Raw genomic sequence first — 18,306 nt, forward strand, 5'->3', positions numbered from 1 at the left:
CCTCCGGGTCTTTGCCCAGATTTCCAACTAAGATTACTTTGTTTACTCCTGCTGCCATCACTTGATTAATAAGGGGTTACGAAGCAAAATACGCCGCTTCCTATTCCTTTAAAGATACAAAAAGGCCCCCTGGCATCCAAACAAAAAATCGCTTAAAACCCAATTCTTTCCAAGTAATTACTGATCAAAACGGCCTTGGGCAACTGCTCGATTTCGGCCCTAGTGAAAGGCGCCAAACCGCTAGCTGCCAGCGCCGCCGCCGGCAGCGGAGCCTGCAGCCGAACGGCATGAAAACGAGCCTCCACCTTCTGATGACTGAGCACATGGCGGGCCGCATACGCGGGCTCCTCAACCGTATTTGTATCTAATTTGCCCCCCAGGTCTTCTACTTTATTCACCAGGTCGGTGGGGGGCAAATCCGGACTTTCCGACTCAGTGAGCGCAAAGTCGTAGAGGCCTTGCCAAATGTCTTTATCCGTGCGCTTGCGCAGATACACGGTATCCTCGTAGCGCAGCACCATGTAGTGAAAGTAGCGCGTGCGGGCCGCCTTGGCCCTGCTTTTGACGGGCAACTCCTGCACCATGCCGTGCTGAAAGGCAAAGCACTGGCCCTGTAGCGGACAAAACAAGCAATCCGGCTTCAGCGGCGTACACTGAATAGCCCCGAACTCCATAATGGCCTGGTTAAACTCGGCGGGCGCGGCGGTCGGAATAAGCGTATCGGCCAGCTGCTGAAACACTTTGCGACTGGCGGGCGCGGCAATATCGGCGCTAATGCCGAACACGCGGGCCAGCACCCGGTACACGTTGCCATCGAGCACGGCCACCTGCTCATCGTAGGCAAAAGAGGCAATGGCCGCGGCGGTGTACTGTCCCACGCCTTTGAGTTGCAGCAAACCCGCGTAGGAGCCCGGAAATTGCCCCCCAAACTCGCTGGTGACCTGTTTGGCGGTGTAGTGCATGTTGCGGGCCCGCGAGTAGTAACCCAACCCTTGCCAGTGGCGCATCACCTCATCCTCGGGCGCGGCAGCTAAGTTCTGCACGGTGGGGTAAGATGTAACAAAGTCAAGGTAATAGGGGAGGCCCTGCTTCACGCGGGTTTGCTGCAAAATGACCTCGGAGAGCCAGATAGCGTACGGGTCGCGGGTATGGCGCCAGGGCAGGTCGCGGCGGTGGCGCGGGTACCAATCGAGGAGAGCCGAAGCGAAGAAAGGGTGGGCGAGAGTAGAATTGGAAGAAGGCAATATATTGAGAGCAAATAATTTAGGAAAGAAAGGGAGAGGCGTGGGGAATCAGGGAATAATGTTGCAAAACCAAAAAAGGAAACTACCTTTGTGGCCCGAATTCATAAGCGAACAGCCTGCCGGGCAAAGGCTTACGTATTGAATCGGAACTTTTTGCCCTGCCTATTTTTTTCTCTTCATAGTACATTTCATTTACCAGCGTGACTAAAGCAGAAGTAATCGCCGAGATTGCCGACAAGACCGGCATCGAAAAAGGAGACGTGTCAGCTACCGTTGAAGCCTTCTTCAAAGTAGTAAAGGATTCGATGGCCGACGGCAACAACATCTACGTACGCGGCTTTGGCAGCTTCGTAAACAAGAAGCGGGCAAAGAAAGTGGCTCGTAACATCTCGAAAAATACGTCAATCATCATTGACGAACATTTCATTCCTAGCTTCAAGCCGTCGAAAACCTTCATTGGTAAAATCAAAAACAGCAAGAAAATCAAGGAAACGGCTCAGGCTTAATCCTTCTTTCTCTTCTACTTATCTCTTTGCTGGCTAGCCGTCGGGCGCTCCCTAACAGGAAGCCCGGCGGCCTGCTTTTTCTGCATGGCTTCACGTCCTTTGTCGCATCAATTACTGGTATTAGCTGTCGCCCTAGCGCTGATAGCTGGCTTGTTTGTGCTGCCTAAAGTAATGGTGAAGCCCAAAGAAGGCAAAGGTGAGCTAACCCAGGACGCGGCCCGCACGGCCAACCGCGACGGCGGTGGACCTGCTACTAATGGCTCTAAAGCTATTGCCTCTTCGGGTGAGCAGGAGCAAACCGCCGACCCTATTGCTGGTACGCCCGAGCAGCCTCACCAGCAAGCTACGGCCGAGCAAAGCCGCGAGATAAAGCAACTGGCCGCCCGCTACAATAAGGAGCGCGACCCGCAGGCTCGCCTGCGCGTGGCCTCCGACCTGGCCGCTAAGTATAAAGCCATCGCTAAGTTTGACAGCGCTGGTTATTACTACGAGCAGGTCGCTATTGCGCGTCCGGGCGAACAAGCTTGGAAACGGGCCGCTGATGAGTACTTTGAAGCCTTTGGCTTTGCTGCTACCGAGGAACGGGCCAAAGCATTAAGCACTAAAACTCGGGAACTGTATGAGAAGGTGTTGAAAAACAACCCCGATAATCTCGACGCTAAAACCAATTTAGGCATGGCCTATATGGCTAGCGACAACCCCGTGCAGGGCGTTACGTTACTGCGCGAGGTGCTGGCTGCCAACCCCCGCAACGAGAAGGCGCTCTATAACCTGGGCATCCTCTCTATTCAAAGCAATCAGTACGATAAAGCCGTAGAGCGTTTTCAGGAGCTTGTAAAAGTGAATCCGAATAACGTGAACGGCCAGTTTTATTTAGGCGTTTCTTTGGCCCAGACGGGTGCCAAAGACGAAGCCCGAACGGCTTTCACCAAGGCCAAAAGCTTAAGCAGCGACCCAAGTCTGGCGGCTTCCGTGGCCGAGGAGTTGAGCAAGTTGGAATAAATCAGCAGATTTGCGCTTCCAACGCCTACTGCTTTCCAGCAGTAGCGGCGGATGAGCAAGCAGCTATTCGAGCATAAAGTAATTCAACCATTTAACCTACAACCACATGCCCTGCGGTAAAAAGAGAAAGCGTCATAAAATCGCCACCCACAAGCGCAAGAAGCGTCTGCGCAAGAACCGTCACAAGAAGAAGTAAGCCCCGCGGGGTTAGCTGGCGGACGGTTGAGGCTTCAACCAAAGTCCGTTTATCTCTCATTTAGTATCCTTGAGAGTGGCTGGTTTGATGCTTTCCCCGTGGCTCGGAAGGGAAGCTGGTGCCTTGGTGCACTGGCTTCCCTTTGTGGGTTTCGGGGGGCAAATTCGGGCGCTTTTGGGGAGATTAGTTAAGCTACCGAGACATTGAGTAACGAATTAATCATTAATTCTGCTCAGGATGGCGAACGAATTGCCCTGCTCCAGGACAAGCGGCTCATCGAATACCATTTCGACCGCAACGACACCAACTATTCCGTTGGTGACATCTTCCTGGGTACGGTCAAGAAAGTGATGCCCGGTCTGAACGCTGCGTTCATTGACATCGGGTATCAAAAAGACGCTTTTCTGCACTACGGCGACCTGGGCGAGAATTTCCTGTCGTTGAATAAGTGGGTGAAAGGCGTACAATCGCAGAAAACTACCGTCGGGCCCCTGAAAACCTTCCAGTTTGAGGAACCGCTCGACAAAGTCGGCAAGATCGACAACGTGCTCAAAAAGGGCCAGCAACTGCTGGTTCAGATTGTAAAAGAGCCCATTTCGACCAAAGGTCCGCGCCTGTCCACCGATATTTCGATGGCGGGTCGCTACCTCGTATTGGTGCCTTTTTCCAATACCATCAGCGTTTCCAAGAAAATTGTCAGCCGCACGGAGCGGGATCGGCTCAAGCGCCTTATCGCCTCCATCAAGCCCGACAACTTTGGCGTTATCATCCGGACTGTAGCGGAGGGCCGCGAGGTAGCCGAGCTGGATAAGGACATGCAGAGCATGACGGCCAACTGGGAACAACTCTTCCAGACCCTGCGCACCGCCAAGGAGCGCGATAAGATACTGGGGGAGCTGGGCCGCACGAGCTCTATGCTACGTGATATGCTCAATGAGTCCTTCGATGCCATTACCGTCGATTCGGCGCCGATGTACGAAGAGATGCGCGCCTATCTGGAGAAAATTGCGCCTGATAAGCTGGGCCTGCTCAAGCACTACACCGGCAAGGTGAAGATGTTTGAGCAGTTCAACATCGAGAAGCAGCTCAAAACCCTGTTCGGCAAAACCGTGACAGTGCCCGGCGGCGGCTATCTTGTTATCGAGCACACCGAGGCCCTGCACGTTATCGACGTGAACTCCGGCAACAAGAGCAACCAGGAAAGCGACCAGGAAGCGAATGCCCTGCACGTAAATATGTCGGCGGCCCGTGAGGTAGCTCGTCAGCTGCGTTTGCGCGATATGGGGGGCATTATTGTCGTCGATTTCATCGATATGAAGGCGGCGGAGAGCCGTAAGAAGGTGGAGGACGCGGTGAAGGACATTATGAAGCACGATAAAGCGCGCTACACCATTCTGCCCATCACCAAGTTTGGGTTGCTGCAAATCACGCGGCAGCGCGTGCGGCCCGCCGAAAACATCATCACCGGCGAGCTATGCCCTACCTGTGGCGGCACCGGCAAGATTTCGGCCTCTATTCTCGTCACCGATGAGATTGAGAACAGCATCGAAGACTTGCTGGTGACCCAGAATCAGTCGGGCATTACGCTGCACGTGCATCCCTTCCTGTACGCATACTACACCAAAGGCTTGGTTTCCAAGCAGATGAAGTGGTATCTGAAGTATTATAAGTGGGTAAAAGTGACCAAGGATACCAGCCTGGGCCTCACCGATTACCGCATCGAGGACGAGCGCGGCGAAGACATTGAGCTGCACTCACCCGCAGCCGCTATGGCTCGTCTCCAAGACCGCGAAATAGAGATTACGGACTAACGGTTTTTTCTGCGAAAAGCCCCTGACCAAGACGAAAGCCCGCCTCGCTCTGGATGAGCAAGGCGGGCTTTATGGTGAAATAGTGAGTGGTGAAATGGTGAGTTTGACGTTCTCGCGCCGCCGACCACACGAGGATGATAACAACTAGAACGGTAAACTCACCATTTCACCACTCACTATTTCACCACTTAAAACTTAATGCCCAAGTCAAGCGCTACTTCCCCGTTTTTGATAGTTACATCGTTGTCAAAATAACGGTCTATGTTAGCAAGACCATGATGATACGAGAGGCCAGCAAATACTTTCGTGCTCTGTCCTACTTGGTATTCAGCCCCTAAGCCGCCAAGTAAAGCTGCATCAGGAATAATAAAGTGAGTGCGAGACCTTTCATTACCTTGGTAAAACTTGTCGCCGTCGATGCGAGCCGCCACTACACCACCAATTTTGCCCCCCAGCTGAAAATAGAGCTTGGTATCCGTGGTAATATCGTTGGTGAACAGCTTCACTGTCAGCGGTATTTCCAGGTATTGAAGACTAATCTTCTGCTTGTTATTTGAGTCGAATCCGCTGTAGGAAATTGTGCCGCCCTTGCTGGTAAGCTGCAAGCCCGTGCCGAAAGCGTAGTTCTGCCCAAAGAAATAATCGACGACCAGGCCACCACCGATGCCCAGCTTGCTCTTCTCTGATTGAAAATTGCTTGCGCCCGGCGAATCAGCCCGCAGATAGGCGATAGAAGGCGAAAGCTTGATGCCTATCTCAACCTGAGCGGAAGCCGTACCGAGGGAAGCGCCAAGTAAGAACAGGGCTAAGAGTATTTTTTTCATAATTAAACTGATAAAACGACACCTGAAACACGAAAGCTGACCGGCTAGCGTTTCGTTTTGGCTATTTTCGTCCCAAAGATAGAACCGTGTATTACAAATCTGCCCCCCTGCGTACCTGTTTTGCTATTTGGTTGAGTACTCTATTGCTGTTGACTGGCTGCAAAAAGGCCACTATCTGCGAAATAAACCCAGAAATAGCCAAGATAGAGGCTCCTGTACAAGTCGAGCGGCTGGAGCAATCATTCTTTGCAATCAAGAATGAGGCAGAGGCACAGCAGTTTTTGGCTCGAAACCCGCTGCTGGCTAACCAGTTTTTACAGCGCCGGCAGTATCCCTCCGATGCGGCGCTGGCTGCTACGCTTACCCGCCTGGCTACTAATCCGGGTTTGCAGAAGCTAGGCCGCGAGACGCTGGCTGAATTCTCCAGCACCGACACCCTGCAGATGGAGCTAAAGCAGCTCATGCAGCACGTGCGCTATTACTTTCCCGCTTTTCGGGTGCCGCCGGTCAAGACGTTTGTGAGCGGGCTCAGCCAGGACTTATTCGTGAATGATAGCCTGATGGTGCTCAGTCTTGACTTTTTCGTAGGTCCCAAAGCCAGTTACCGCCCCAATGTGCCCGCCTATATCCTGCGGCGCTACACCCCGGCTCACCTTATGCCGACAGTCGCCCAGGCTATTTCCAGTAAGTATAACCAGGCGCCGCCTGCCAAACAGCAAAACATGCTCAGCGAAATGGTACAGCTAGGTAAGGCGCTTTATTTCACGCAGGAAATGTTACCCTGTGCTCCTGATTCAGTATTGATCGGATATACAGCCACTGAGCTAACCAATCTGCAGTTCAATGAGGGCAAAGTATGGGCTCACTTTATCGAGAAAAATCTGCTTTATAATACCAGTCCATTCACAATCCAGAAATACGTGAGTGAGCGGCCTAATGTGCCCGAAATCGACAAAACGGCCCCTGGCCGCGTCGGGGCCTGGGTGGGGTGGCAAATTGTGCGTAAGTACATGGATACACACCCCAAAGTGACGCTCGCGCAGCTGATGGCGAATAAGGACCCGCAGGCGATTCTAAACGAGTCGCGCTATCGGCCGAAGCGCAAATAGGCTACCAGTATCAGCGGCTTTAAAGGGGGCAAAGAAGCGCTCAACTAGTGTACACTTATCAAATACCAGGTGCACATCGCGGTTTTCAGTCAGTATCATACGAACCCCGATTGTCCGGCTACCAGTCGGCACTATACGCTGCTGGCTCACCTAGCTCGTAAGCACCGCGTATCGCTGATTACTACGCATATCTGGGAGGCGCAGGCGCTAACTAAGCAGTTCCCGTGGCTTCCCGAAGGCGTAGAAATGCGGGCCGCTGCGGTACCTTATAACAACAAGATGGGCGTGGGCCGGCGGGCGCTGGCTTTTGGGCAATACGCGGCCTATGCTGTGCGCGAGGGACTGCGCCTGGACAAGCCCGATGTTATCTGGGGAATATCTACTCCGCTCACCGCTGCTTGGGCCGCCGCGCAAGTTGCGCGGCTACGTCGAGTACCGTGGGTGTTCGAGGTGCAGGACTTATGGCCATCATTTCCCATCGCCATGGGCGCGGTGCCCAGTCAGATAGCGCAAAAACAGTTATTTGCCCTGGAAAGGCGATTGTACGCCAGCGCCGCTCACATAATACCTCTGTCGCCCGATATGGCGAGTTATATTGAGCAACTGGGCGTAAGTGCCGAAAAAACAACCACTGTACTCAACGGCACGGATTTCGATTTAGCCGCTATTGCTACTGATAGCGCCGTGGCCACTCTACGGCAAGAGAAGGGCTTAACGGGCCGACGCGCTATTCTCTACGCCGGTACTTTCGGCCGGGCCAATGACATCCCGACGCTGGTGGCCACCGCCGAAAAAATGGCCCCCACGCATCCTGACGTACTCTGGTTATTTATGGGCCATGGCTTTCATGAGCCTCTGATTCAAGCAGCCGCGGCGCGCTGTGCTGGTATTCGGCTAGTCCCTCCTCAGCCCCGCCACGCGGTTTTTACCTGGTTCCGGATGGCCGAAGTTTCGGTGGTTTCTTTCCTAGCGCTGCCGGTGCTCGATGCCAACTCGCCGGCTAAGTTTTACGACAGCCTCGCCGTTGGCACCCCCGTAATAGTGACCAATAACGGCTGGACCCGGCAATGGGTGGAGAACTACCGCTGCGGTTGGTACTCGCCCGCCGGCAATGCTGACGCTCTGGCTTCGTGTATCAGCACCTTGCTGGCCGACCCTGCCAGGCTGAAGCAAGCTGGCACTAATGGGCAAGCCACGGCCCACGCCCACTTCGACCGACAGACATTAGCGGCGACAATGCAGACAATTTTAGAGTCAGCAGCCGGGCAGAGAGGTGTTAATACTACTTAAGACTAGTTTTGTGCTAAGTTGTACTGATTAGATAATTTTTTAGGCATTGGGGGGCAAATCTGAGTTGTTTGGCTCCGAAATGGGCGCGGCAACGTGCTGAGCGTAGTATTTGCAGAAATCAGTGAGAGGGCAGATAGCGCACTTAGGCTGGCGCGCCACGCAGATGTAGCGACCATGCAGGATTAGCCAGTGGTGAGCCTTCGGGACTAAGTTTTCCGGAATGTAGCGCACCAACTCTTTTTCTACCGCTAAGGGCGTAGTAGAAATGCGGTTTACCAAGCCGAGCCGATGCGAAACGCGAAACACGTGCGTATCCACGGCCATAGCGGGCTGATTATAAATGACCGAAACCACGACGTTGGCCGTTTTGCGCCCCACGCCCGGCAGGCGCTGTAGCTCCTCAATGGTGCTGGGCACTTCGCCGCCAAACTCTTCTATCAGCATCCGGCCCAGGCCCGCCAGGTGCTTGGCCTTGTTATTCGGGTAGGAAACGCTACGGATAAATGGATATACTTCTTCGGCCGAGGCGGCGCCCAGGTGGGCCGGCGTCGGGAACTGGCGCAGCAGTTCGGGCATCACCAGATTTACGCGCTTGTCGGTGCACTGGGCGCTGAGCACCACGGCCACGAGTAGCTCGTAGGGGTTGGCGTAGTGCAGCTCCGTTTGGGGCTCCGGAAAGTGCGTGGTGAAGTACTCTAGAAAGCGACGAAACCGCTCAGTCTTGCGCATAAAAAAGAGGGAAGGAGTAATGGAGCAGCAAAATACGCTACTCTCGTTACTCCTCCCCTCTGCTTTTTTGCTAAGAGGGGGTTAGAAAGGTCCGCGAGTACTGCAGGATAGCCTGCGTCGTGGCGGAGTGGGGGCCGCGCTGCAACCCGTTGAGGCAGCGTTGGGCTAGTAGCAAGTCGGCACAGCGGGCAGCCAATTCCGCATCATGTACTAAGGCTTGCTCTACTTCCTGGTGTTCCTCATCCGGCAACTCGTTGTACACGTACCGGATCAGCTTCTCGTGGGTAAATGTTTTGATCATAGAAAACAGGTTGCGCGGCCATTTTTTTCCGCAGGTTGATGAGCGCGTAGCGCATCCGACCCAGAGCGGTATTAATGCTGACCCCTGTCGCATCGGCGATTTCCTGAAAGCTCATATCGCCATAGTGACGCATAATGAGCACTTCCTTCTGCGCCGCGGGCAGATCCTGAATTAATTCGCGCAACCGGGCATGGGTCTCTTCGCGGGTGATGGCCGCTTCCGCGCCCTCCTCCGCTAAAGCCAACGAATTAAAGGCGTGGCTTGTTGTATCAAGACTCAATAAAGGCTTGCGTTTTTCGCGGCGGAAGCAGTCAATGGCCAAATTATGGGCAATGCGGCATATCCAGGAAGAAAATTTACCTTCCTCATTATAGCGTCCACCCTTCATGGTGTGAATGGCTTTAATAAAGGTGTCTTGCAACAGGTCTTCGGCCACCGCTTCATCCCGCACGATGAGCATAATAGTGGTAAAAACGCGGGCTTTATGCCGCTCTAGTAAGAGCGCAAAGGCATCTTCTTTGCCGGCAATGTAGAGCGAAATCAACGCGGAATCGCTCGGCTGCATGGTTTCCATAAAGGCTACGGGTTAAGGGAACGTAGAGCTTCAGGTCAAATAGTGCAGTTTGCCGGTGAAAGAGATAATTCTTGTAAAAAGATAACTGGGAAAGTCAAATGTAGAAAACTACTAGGGTATTCACAACGCCAATAGAAGCCAAACGAAACTTTTTTTTCTGTTGAGCTAAAACAATCTATTAAATATTATAAATCAATTATTTACTATTTCAGACGCACCAGACTTTTTAAGCGGACATTAGAGAAATGGTGAATAATTCTAGATGCAGCAAAAATAACACCGTAGTCAACTGCAAAGCGTTGTAGGTTCTCAGCGACTTGACGCAATTGCCCGAAACTGCCTGAAAGCTACGCCTCTACAATACGAGGGCTTTATAGCATCCGGATTTAGCAAGGCCAACAGTATATCGCGCAAAAAAAAGCCCCCCAGCGACGGTAGCCGTACTGGTCGTTGGTGTGAGAGAAGGTAAAAAGCTCCAGCATACTGGGTTCAAGCAGGTTGCGCTACCTTTGCCCGCGCTTTTGATTTGCGCCTTTCTATGTCCGCTATTTTTTCTGCTGGCTCCCACGATCCATACGCGGCCCTGCGGCTGCCGGAGTTTCGTCGTTTATTATCGGCTCGCGTGTGCATGACCGTCGCCACCCAGATTCAGGGCGTGGTGGTGAGCTGGCAGATGTTTCGGCTGACGAACGACCCGCTGGCTTTGGGCTTGATTGGTTTGGCCGAGGCGATTCCCAGCATTGTCGTGTCGCTCTATGCCGGGCACGTGGCCGACTCGGTGCGGCGCAAGAACATAATTGTGGCGGCCGTCGCGGTATTACTGCTGTGCTCTGTTTCACTGTTTCTGCTCACTCGGCCTGTTGGGTCGTGGCTACTGGCTAAAGATCAATTTTATACCCTGCCACTGTACGCAGTCATTTTCGTGAGTGGCATCGCGCGGGGCTTTCTGGGACCGGCGCTGTTTTCCTTCATGCCCCAGCTCATGCCCGACCGCGAGCGGCTGGCCAACGCTATTACCTGGAATAGCACCACGTGGCAAGCCTCGGCGGTGATAGGTCCGGCTGTTGGGGGCTTTTATTTGCCAAAGCCGGCATTAATACCGCTTATGGAGTAGACGCGGTGCTAATGGCCGTGGCCTTATTGCTGTACAGTAGCATTGCTAGTCGAGCATTGCCTGATAGGATAGGCGAGCGGCTAAATCTTAAGGAAAGTGTACTGTCGGGCGTGCAGTTTATCTTTAGCAACCAGCTGGTGCTAGCGGCCCTGTCGCTCGATCTATTCGCAGTGCTTTTTGGCGGTGCGGTAGCTCTGCTCCCTATTTTTGCCGACGATATTCTGCGCACTGGTCCCGAAGGCTTGGGTTTCCTCCGCGCCGCGCCGGCCGTTGGCTCAGTACTTATGGCCGTACTGATGACGTATTATCCGTTGCGTCGCCGCGCCGGAAGCAAGCTATTATGGGCCGTAGCAGGCTTTGGCGTAGCTACCATCTGCTTTGCGCTGTCGCACAGTTTCTGGCTGTCGCTGGTGCTGTTGTTTCTCACCGGCGCCTTCGATTCGGTATCGGTTATTGTGCGGTCCACGCTGCTGCACACCTTCACGCCGGAGCACATGAAAGGGCGGGTATCGGCCGTGAACAACATCTTTATTGGCTCCTCTAATGAAATTGGCTCCTTCGAATCGGGGGTGGCGGCCCGACTAATGGGCGTGGTGCCGTCGGTCGTGTTTGGCGGGGCTATGACCTTGCTGGTCGTGGCTATTACAGCTATTAAAGCTGATAAATTGCGCCGCCTGGATTTGACTCCCGAGCCTAAGCCTGTGGCCGCAACCTAGTCTGGCTTTTCTCGGTCCTTGGGGCATTATTTAGCTGAGTGTCTTTTTCAATTAAAGGATTTATCAGCTAGAATATAGCAATGTGTTGTGGGACATCATGTTGCAAAGTCGTAATGTTGCACCCAATTAGCCGGTACAGTATTTAGCTCCATCACCGGTTACGATCAAAGCTGGTTTTCAGCGGCCAAAATCCTACTGCCTGCTTATCCAAGGTAGCTGATAGCAGAGCGCATAATTTCGCTGTAATAAACCACGGAAGCGCGCTTGCTACACAGAGTGTACGAACAGTAGTTCAATCTTCCGCCGCTGTTATGACCACCGCTACTAACCCAGCCGCTGCCCTCGAACAACGCTTGGCGGGGCTGCAGCAAACGGATGGGGAAGCATTTATGGAGGCGCTGTATCGGGCCTACTACCGGTCTCTGGCCACGACTGCGGTGCGGGTGGTGCAGAACCGAGCGGTGGCCGAAGATCTGGTGCAGGAGGTGCTGCTCAACGTGTGGAAGAACCGCGAGACCCTCGTCATTACCTCCACTTATCAGGCTTACCTCACCCGGGCCGTGCTAAATGCGGCTTTACGCTACACAGATCGCCACAAGCGCCAGGTGGCTTGGGCCGAGGCGAGCCTGCCCGATGCGGGCCGCAATACGACCGAGGAGCACGTGCACGGGCAGGAGGCGGAAGCGGCCGTGGCGGCGGCGCTAGCCACGCTGCCCCCACAGTGCCGAGCGGTGTTTCTGCTCAGTCGCCAAGACGGGCTGAGCTACCAGCAAATTGCTGATGCTCTGGAAGTGGCCCCCAAGACGGTGGAAAACCAGATGGGCAAAGCCTTGCGCCTGCTCCGCCAGGGCTTGAAGGGGCTGTTGCCTAGTTTTCTATTATGGTAGAGAGCTGGGGGCAAAAAAATAGTTGTGAGCGGCGTAGGGGTAAAGCCGGAGCTGTGACTCTTAGTACTGAAAGCATCCTCATCTCCCACTCTATCACGTGTACGCTATGAAAAAGCTACTGCTCCTATTGGCTCTACCGGCCGCACTGCTCACCACTGCCTGCCACCACGAAGGCGACATAATCGGACCCAGCGTGCGCGGTACTGGTCCTAGCCAAACGGAAACCCGGACGCTCAACAGCTTCAACCGCCTGGAGCTCAAGATTGACGCCGACGTAATTATAACCCAAGGCAGCCCCCAGCAGGTGCGGCTGGAAGCCCAGCGCAATATTCTGGACATCCTCGAAACCGAATTGTCCGGCGACAAGCTCGAAATAGAGTACGGGCGCTACCGGGTGCGCGGGCACGACCCCATACGCATCTACGTTACGGTGCCTACCCTGACGGAAGTAGAGGTGTCGGGCTCGGGCAAAGTAAGCAGCACTTCGTCCTGGACGGCGGCAAGCTTCCGGGTCGGCGTGTCGGGTTCGGGCGAGGCCAATCTGAACTTAGCCCAGGTGGAGGCCCTGCGTACGAACGTATCGGGGTCGGGTGAGGTGAAGCTGAGCGGTACTGCTCCGAGCCACAATGTCAATATCAGCGGATCGGGGCGGGTAAGCGCTTTCGAGTTGGCTACCCAAGATAGCTACGTGGCTATCAGCGGGTCGGGCAGGAGCTATGTGCGGGCGGCGCGGACCCTCACCGCGGATATAGCGGGCAGTGGCTCCATCTATTATCGAGGCAACCCCACCGTAAGCAGCCGAATTTCCGGCTCTGGCAAGGTGCTGGCTGATAACTAAAGCAAGTATTTTGCTTTAGGATAAATGCTAAACTTCCTTCCAAGCCCCCGTCCGGTTTCCAGAAAATACCGACTTTAGCAGGCTCACTTGCCGCCCTCCTTCATGCCCGACCTGTATTTCGATGCGGAAGCCCCCTGGGACCTCCTGGCCAAACACCTGGCCGGTGAAGCCTCTGCGTCGGAACAGCAGGAATTGCATGCTTGGATAACGGCCACTCCCGACCATCTGCCCCTGCTTACCGATGCTACCAGGGCCTGGGAGCGAGGCGGCACCGTAACTGAGGAATTTTCGGATGCAGATGTAGAAGTAGCCTGGCAGCAGTTTCGCGTAGCCGCCGAATTAGCTCCAACTCTAACCGCCGTGCCCGCGCCGATAGTGACGGAAGGCAAGGTGGTACCGCTCTGGCCAGCCGCGCAGCCCTGGCTGCGCGTGGCGGCGGCTGTACTGCTGCTGATGGGCGTATGGAGCTTGTTGCGCATTTTTCTGCCACTCAATCAGGAGGAAATGGTAACTGTGGCGGCTGGTGCCCAGCGTCAGCAAACCACCTTACCCGACGGCAGCCAGGTCTGGGTAAATCGCCATTCAACCCTGAGCTACGCCGCCAACTTCAACGAAACGGTACGCGAGGTGCAGCTGCAAGGGGAGGCATTTTTGAAGTCAAGAAAGACCACGGCCGCCCCTTTACGGTGCTAGCCAACGAGACCCGGACGCAAGTGCTGGGCACCTCGTTTAACGTGCGGGCCTACGGTGCCGAAGACTCGGTGGAGGTAGCCGTAGTGACGGGGCGCGTAGCCTTCAGCCCGGTGCGCCGCCTACTAACCGGCTCCGATTCGGTGCTACTCACGCCGGGCCAGCGGGGTGTAATTCATCGAGTGGCTCCCACGGCCGCCGTCCAGAAACCTATTATAGATCCCAACTTCCGCGCCTGGCAGCAGCAGGAGCTGGTGTTCGATAACCAGTCGCTGGACCAGCTAGCCCAAACGCTGACTCGCTACTACGACACGCCCGTGACGCTGGCCAACCCAGCCCTCGGCAGCTGTCGTTTCACCGGCAATTTTGCCCGCACCAGCCTACCCCAGGTGCTGCGCGTGGTGAGCTTATCGGCCAATCTCACGGTAAGCCAATCGGCTACTGGCTACACACTTGACGGACCGGGCTGCCGCTAGCGCCCCGGCTTTTTCTCTCGCTTTTTATTTCCCTACTAGCTATGCGAAACCGCATATGCCTGGTCCTTGCCTTGTGTTGTGCATTGGCCGGCTCGCCGCTACCTGCTCATTCCCAGACCCGGCCCAGCTCCGTGCTGGACCGCCGGGTAACGGTCACCTTTAGCCAAGCTCCGCTCGAATCGGTGCTGCGGACGTTGCGGCGCGAGTACGGAGTGCGCATCTCTTATAGCAATACGGCGCTAAACTTAAGCCAGCCCGTGACGCTCAGCGTGCAGAACCAACCGTTGCGCACGGTCCTGAATACAGTGCTGGCAGATAAGAACATTGGCTACGAACTGGTAGGTGATCAAATTGTGCTGCACTCCGTGAAGCCCGCCAAGCCCAACCCGCCGAGTGATTCACCATCCAGCGCCGGCGGCAAAAGCTCAGCCGCCAAGCCTATTCCTGCTGATTCTCCGACCGCAAGAAGTAAGGCAACGGCGGCCGTTAAAGCGCCGGCTGCCAAGCCAGCACAGGTCAAGCAGCCGGCTCCTCAACCCAAAGACAGCAGCCCCACTGCCAGCTCTACATCGGGTGCTCAATCGGTTGAAACAGATGCGCCGGTAACACCTAGCACTACCGCCGTTGTTACGGCTATAACGGCAGCCGATTCGGTGGCACAGCCTGCTGTTGCTGAGCCGGAATTTGAAGAGCCAGCGCGGCCTACCCGTACCAAAACCGCGCAAGTATCTTTCCTGGGACCATTGGGCTCTAATGGAATACGTAGCGGGCAAACGGTAAATAAAGTGTCACTGAACGTGCTGGGCGGCTACGCGGCGGGAGTCGATGGATTTGAGGCCGCTGGCCTGTTCAACGTAGACCGCGACTCGGTGCGGGGCGTGCAGGTAGCGGGCCTGGCCAATGTGGTAGGCCGCCACCTCAACGGTTTTCAGGGAGCGGGCCTGCTGAACGTGCTAGGTGGTACGGGTACAGGCTGGCAGGCCGCAGGCTTGCTCAATGTCGCCACTCGCCCCGTGAGCGGAGTGCAAACTGCTGGTTTATTCAACTATGCTGGCCCTGTTAAAAATGCCCCCCAGGCAGCTGACTCAGCCAGTAGCGCCGCAAAAATGCCCCCCAGCCAGGCCACCATACAGGCGGCCGGCTTATTCAATGTAGCCCTGAGCGAAGTGCGGGGCGTACAAGCTGCGGGCTTGTTCAATGCGGCGGGTACTGTGCGCGGGGTGCAGCTCGCGGGCCTGCTCAACATTGCTGACTCGGTAGATGGCGTCAGCATTGCGCCGCTCAATTTTGTGCGCCGGGGCTACCACCGGTTCGAAGTGGTCAATACCGAATCCTGGCCGGTGAGTGCCAGCCTGAAACTAGGTGGCTCGGCCAGTTTTTACACCTTTTTCACAGGCGCCTACGACGGCTTCGGCAGCCGCGACCGGCGTTGGGCGCTGGGCTACGGCGCTGGCACTGAGTTGCTGGCCCGTCGGCGCATCAGCCTGAGCCTCGACGCAGTAGCCATGCACGTAAACGAGGAGAGCCGCGGCTGGACCGACGAGCTTAACCTACACAACCAATTGCGCTTCCTGGTAGGCTTTGCGCCGCTGAAGGCCGGGGGCCACTTCCGCATTGTGGCCGGGCCTACGGTGAGTGTGCTCGTCACCCAGCGCTACGATGCCGATAAGGGGCAAATTTACTCCAGCCTCCTGCAAAACCGCAGCCTCTGGCTCGACGAAGGCAACACGAATACCCGCGTGCTCGGCTGGTTTGGCTACTGCGTTGGGATCCGCTTGTAGCTGTGTGTGAATAGTCGCCTACGGTAGAGACGCAAAATGTTGTGTCTCTACCGCGTTCTGGGGGCAAATTCTCCCTCAATTTCCAACTCAAAAATATTTTCGAGGGAGGCGTAGGGGGAAAGCCCAGTCTATGTCTCTTATAAGCGGAACGTTCCGCTAAGCCGCCTCGCGCGGCACCGCTTTCTCTTACTCGGGCTTCGCGGCCAAATTCTGTCTTTTCCTGCTTTTCACCGACAGCTGCTAGCAGCTGGGCCAGCTACCGCAAAAATGCCCCCATGCCTCGCACATCATTTCCCTCGACATTCGAAATGCCAGCAATAACCAGAACATCTACGGCCGTTTCTACGATCGATATTCTCAGCAAATAGAAACCACCTATCAAACCTCACTCGTGCCGTTTCTGAACTACAGGGTAGAGTTTTAACCTAAAACTCAACATGCCCAACTCCTTCGCCAGTGCAATTGAGGCATCAGCGAACGAGTTGAGCATGTTGGGTTTTGACTTGATAAAACTACCGGCTGGCCTGACTTTTAGGCTGCTTAGTAGAGCTAGGCTTCAGACGTTTGAAGAAAGAAGCGGAAGACGCTAAAAATGAAGATGATGGCTTTTTAGCGTCGGGCTGACCGCTGCGCACCATTACCCACTCCCGAATAGTATCCAGTGCCTTGGGCGAGAAGGCAGGCTGTTGCTCCCCATTCACTACGGGCCAATCTTTAGCGTCGGGTTGAAAAGAGTGGTTAACGCCGGCCAGCTTCTCCACGGTTACGTCGCGGTTGGAATTCAGACCTTTCGACAAAATGATAAGGTTAGCGCGAGCCGCTACCTGCAAGTCATCGAGTCCATTGAGAGCCAATACCGGACACTTTACGTCCGTTAGCTTGAGGCTGGGGTCGAAATCCATAAAGTAGCGCGACCACGGCGTGGTAAGCTGAATGGCGCGGGCCTTAGCCATTACCGGATCTATATTCGTGTTGTTCAGCCGCAGAATGCCAGCCAGCTTAGCCCGCGCCTGGGTATTATCGGGCGTTTGCCGGATCACCTCTACCATCCGGTTGTATAGCTCCACGGCGGCTTTTACCTGCGGCGCATCAGCCCCAATCAAGCGCATAATTTCTACTTGCTGGCGCAGCAGCACGTCCCGCCCAGACACACCATAGCCAGCTAGTGAGACCACAAAGTCAGGAGTCTTGGTATGCTGGTCGGCGGCAGCCAGCAGCGCTACGTTGGCACCTTCTCCGTGGCCCAGCAAGCCCACATGCTGCGGATCGATGAGGTCGCGGGAGCGGAGGAAGTTCAAGGCGGCTTGCGCATCACCGACCAGGTCGACGGTAGTCGCGGTACGGTAGTCCCCACCCGATTTGCCTACGCCGCGGTCGTCGAAGCGTAGCACGGCAATACCGCGGCGAGTCAGATAATCAGCCAACTGCCCAAACATGCGGTAGTCCTGCTGTCCTGCGTCACGGTCTTGAGGGCCCATGTCGGAAAGTAAGACCACGGCGGGGAAAGGGCCGGGTCCGGCGGGCACAGTAAGGGTGCCGGCTAGCTTAATTTTGGCCGCAGCATTAGTAAATACTACGTCCTCTTCCCGATAAGGCGGGGTTAGGCGGGCTTTTTTGGCAATTGGGGGCGTCGAGACCAGTACGCGCTTCAGCACCAGTGGGGCCGTGAGACCGGGCTGCTTCCAGGTGCCGGTAATAGTAGCTGCCTCTTGGCCCACTTTGCCCGTGAAGCTGCTGCCGGCCTGCTCTATGCGTAGTACCAGATCGTTGCCTTTTAGCTCCACTTCTACCGGCATCCGGTTCACGCGTTGCTTGGGCACGTCGAGGGCCGCGTAGTAGGAGCCGTTCGTGAGCGGCACAATCGTAATAATCAGATCCAAAGTGCCCCCCGGCACTTTCAAGAGCCCCTTCCATTGGCCTTTCAGAGGGGCCGGGTCACCAGCCACGCCCACTAGCGGCAGCCACAGCGTCAACCAAATTAAGAGGGAAAAGAGTAAGCTTTTCTTCATAAAATTAAATTATAATCAACGGTTAAGATGCTTTCTGCGAAAGGTACACTAGAAATGATGAAATAGCCATAATCTTACCAATCATGCTTTTACGCAAGTAATAGGAATAATATATAGCAAGATTATTTCGCGCTTTCGAGAAATAAATAGCTTAAGGCTTCAGCAAGCTATATAAAAAAAGGAACAATTCGCTCGCAGCACCGCGCCCA

The 18,306-nt window shown here is 55.0% G+C and carries 15 protein-coding genes and 2 pseudogenes; 11 read left to right on the top strand and 6 right to left on the bottom strand.

What is annotated here, in order from left to right:
* Window positions 1-152: 152 nt before the first annotated feature.
* A complete protein-coding gene (gene mutY, locus MKZ35_RS00005; protein WP_482511191.1) occupies window positions 153-1,244 on the bottom strand; it encodes an A/G-specific adenine glycosylase in 1,092 nt (363 codons plus the stop codon).
* A gap of 200 nt (window positions 1,245-1,444) precedes the next feature.
* Here mutY and MKZ35_RS00010 point away from each other — a divergent pair, with 200 nt between their 5' ends.
* From MKZ35_RS00010 to MKZ35_RS00020, 3 genes are all read left to right on the top strand, one after another.
* Window positions 1,445-1,750, top strand: a complete 306-nt coding sequence (locus tag MKZ35_RS00010; RefSeq protein ID WP_084443967.1) for an HU family DNA-binding protein — start codon at window positions 1,445-1,447, stop codon at window positions 1,748-1,750.
* 84 nt (window positions 1,751-1,834) lie between these two features.
* Complete coding sequence (locus tag MKZ35_RS00015) at window positions 1,835-2,752, top strand: tetratricopeptide repeat protein (protein ID WP_482511192.1); 918 nt, start codon at window positions 1,835-1,837, stop codon at window positions 2,750-2,752.
* 399 nt (window positions 2,753-3,151) lie between these two features.
* Window positions 3,152-4,759: an Rne/Rng family ribonuclease gene (locus tag MKZ35_RS00020; RefSeq protein WP_482511193.1), complete on the top strand. Its 1,608-nt coding sequence runs from the start codon at window positions 3,152-3,154 to the stop codon at window positions 4,757-4,759.
* A 188-nt stretch (window positions 4,760-4,947) separates the two neighbouring features.
* Here MKZ35_RS00020 and MKZ35_RS00025 read toward each other — a convergent pair whose 3' ends face one another.
* Complete coding sequence (locus tag MKZ35_RS00025; RefSeq protein ID WP_482511194.1) at window positions 4,948-5,583, bottom strand: porin family protein; 636 nt, start codon at window positions 5,581-5,583, stop codon at window positions 4,948-4,950.
* A 125-nt stretch (window positions 5,584-5,708) separates the two neighbouring features.
* On the opposite strand from MKZ35_RS00025, the gene gldB reads away from it, so the two are divergent.
* Window positions 5,709-6,692 (top strand): gliding motility lipoprotein GldB, encoded by a 984-nt coding sequence (gene gldB / locus MKZ35_RS00030; RefSeq protein ID WP_482512235.1) that lies wholly within the window; start codon window positions 5,709-5,711, stop codon window positions 6,690-6,692.
* A gap of 69 nt (window positions 6,693-6,761) precedes the next feature.
* Complete coding sequence (locus MKZ35_RS00035) at window positions 6,762-7,982, top strand: glycosyltransferase family 4 protein (RefSeq protein WP_482511195.1); 1,221 nt, start codon at window positions 6,762-6,764, stop codon at window positions 7,980-7,982.
* Window positions 7,983-8,021: 39 nt separating this feature from the next.
* Here MKZ35_RS00035 and nth read toward each other — a convergent pair whose 3' ends face one another.
* The 3 genes from nth to MKZ35_RS00050 form a co-directional block, all read right to left on the bottom strand.
* Window positions 8,022-8,711: an endonuclease III gene (gene nth, locus MKZ35_RS00040; protein WP_482511196.1), complete on the bottom strand. Its 690-nt coding sequence runs from the start codon at window positions 8,709-8,711 to the stop codon at window positions 8,022-8,024.
* 70 nt (window positions 8,712-8,781) lie between these two features.
* Window positions 8,782-9,012, bottom strand: a complete 231-nt coding sequence (locus tag MKZ35_RS00045) for a hypothetical protein (protein ID WP_482511197.1) — start codon at window positions 9,010-9,012, stop codon at window positions 8,782-8,784.
* On the bottom strand, window positions 8,951-9,586 hold the full coding sequence (locus MKZ35_RS00050; protein WP_457082189.1) for an RNA polymerase sigma factor: 636 nt from the start codon (window positions 9,584-9,586) through the stop codon (window positions 8,951-8,953). The genes MKZ35_RS00045 and MKZ35_RS00050 overlap by 62 nt, the downstream gene beginning before the upstream one ends.
* A 628-nt stretch (window positions 9,587-10,214) precedes the next feature.
* Between MKZ35_RS00050 and MKZ35_RS00055 the strand changes: the two are divergent.
* From MKZ35_RS00055 to MKZ35_RS00080, 6 genes and pseudogenes are all read left to right on the top strand, one after another.
* Window positions 10,215-11,416 (top strand): annotated as a pseudogene (locus MKZ35_RS00055) (MFS transporter).
* A 311-nt stretch (window positions 11,417-11,727) separates the two neighbouring features.
* Entirely contained in the window at window positions 11,728-12,303 is a 576-nt protein-coding gene (locus tag MKZ35_RS00060; protein WP_482511198.1) for an RNA polymerase sigma-70 factor, read from the top strand.
* A 106-nt stretch (window positions 12,304-12,409) separates the two neighbouring features.
* A complete protein-coding gene (locus MKZ35_RS00065; RefSeq protein WP_482511199.1) occupies window positions 12,410-13,141 on the top strand; it encodes a head GIN domain-containing protein in 732 nt (243 codons plus the stop codon).
* A gap of 504 nt (window positions 13,142-13,645) precedes the next feature.
* Window positions 13,646-13,872 (top strand): annotated as a pseudogene (locus MKZ35_RS00070) (FecR family protein); the annotation flags it as partial.
* A gap of 213 nt (window positions 13,873-14,085) precedes the next feature.
* A complete protein-coding gene (locus tag MKZ35_RS00075) occupies window positions 14,086-14,307 on the top strand; it encodes a FecR domain-containing protein (protein WP_482512236.1) in 222 nt (73 codons plus the stop codon).
* Between the two features lie 41 nt (window positions 14,308-14,348).
* Window positions 14,349-16,088, top strand: a complete 1,740-nt coding sequence (locus tag MKZ35_RS00080; RefSeq protein ID WP_482511200.1) for a DUF4974 domain-containing protein — start codon at window positions 14,349-14,351, stop codon at window positions 16,086-16,088.
* A 512-nt stretch (window positions 16,089-16,600) separates the two neighbouring features.
* On the opposite strand, the gene MKZ35_RS00085 is transcribed toward MKZ35_RS00080, so the two are convergent.
* Window positions 16,601-18,097 (bottom strand): alpha/beta hydrolase family protein, encoded by a 1,497-nt coding sequence (locus MKZ35_RS00085; protein ID WP_482511201.1) that lies wholly within the window; start codon window positions 18,095-18,097, stop codon window positions 16,601-16,603.
* Between the last annotated feature and the right edge of the window lie 209 nt (window positions 18,098-18,306).

Source organism: Hymenobacter sp. R533113 (genome assembly GCF_056835965.1).

Coding starts and splice junctions, on each gene's coding strand:
- MKZ35_RS00045 (WP_482511197.1), bottom strand. CDS start 9,012: ATGATCAAAACATTTACCCACGAGAAGCTGATCCGGTACGTGTACAAC.
- MKZ35_RS00085 (WP_482511201.1), bottom strand. CDS start 18,097: ATGAAGAAAAGCTTACTCTTTTCCCTCTTAATTTGGTTGACGCTGTGG.
- MKZ35_RS00015 (WP_482511192.1), top strand. CDS start 1,835: ATGGCTTCACGTCCTTTGTCGCATCAATTACTGGTATTAGCTGTCGCC.
- MKZ35_RS00025 (WP_482511194.1), bottom strand. CDS start 5,583: ATGAAAAAAATACTCTTAGCCCTGTTCTTACTTGGCGCTTCCCTCGGT.
- MKZ35_RS00080 (WP_482511200.1), top strand. CDS start 14,349: ATGCGAAACCGCATATGCCTGGTCCTTGCCTTGTGTTGTGCATTGGCC.
- MKZ35_RS00065 (WP_482511199.1), top strand. CDS start 12,410: ATGAAAAAGCTACTGCTCCTATTGGCTCTACCGGCCGCACTGCTCACC.
- MKZ35_RS00050 (WP_457082189.1), bottom strand. CDS start 9,586: ATGGAAACCATGCAGCCGAGCGATTCCGCGTTGATTTCGCTCTACATT.
- MKZ35_RS00060 (WP_482511198.1), top strand. CDS start 11,728: ATGACCACCGCTACTAACCCAGCCGCTGCCCTCGAACAACGCTTGGCG.
- nth (WP_482511196.1), bottom strand. CDS start 8,711: ATGCGCAAGACTGAGCGGTTTCGTCGCTTTCTAGAGTACTTCACCACG.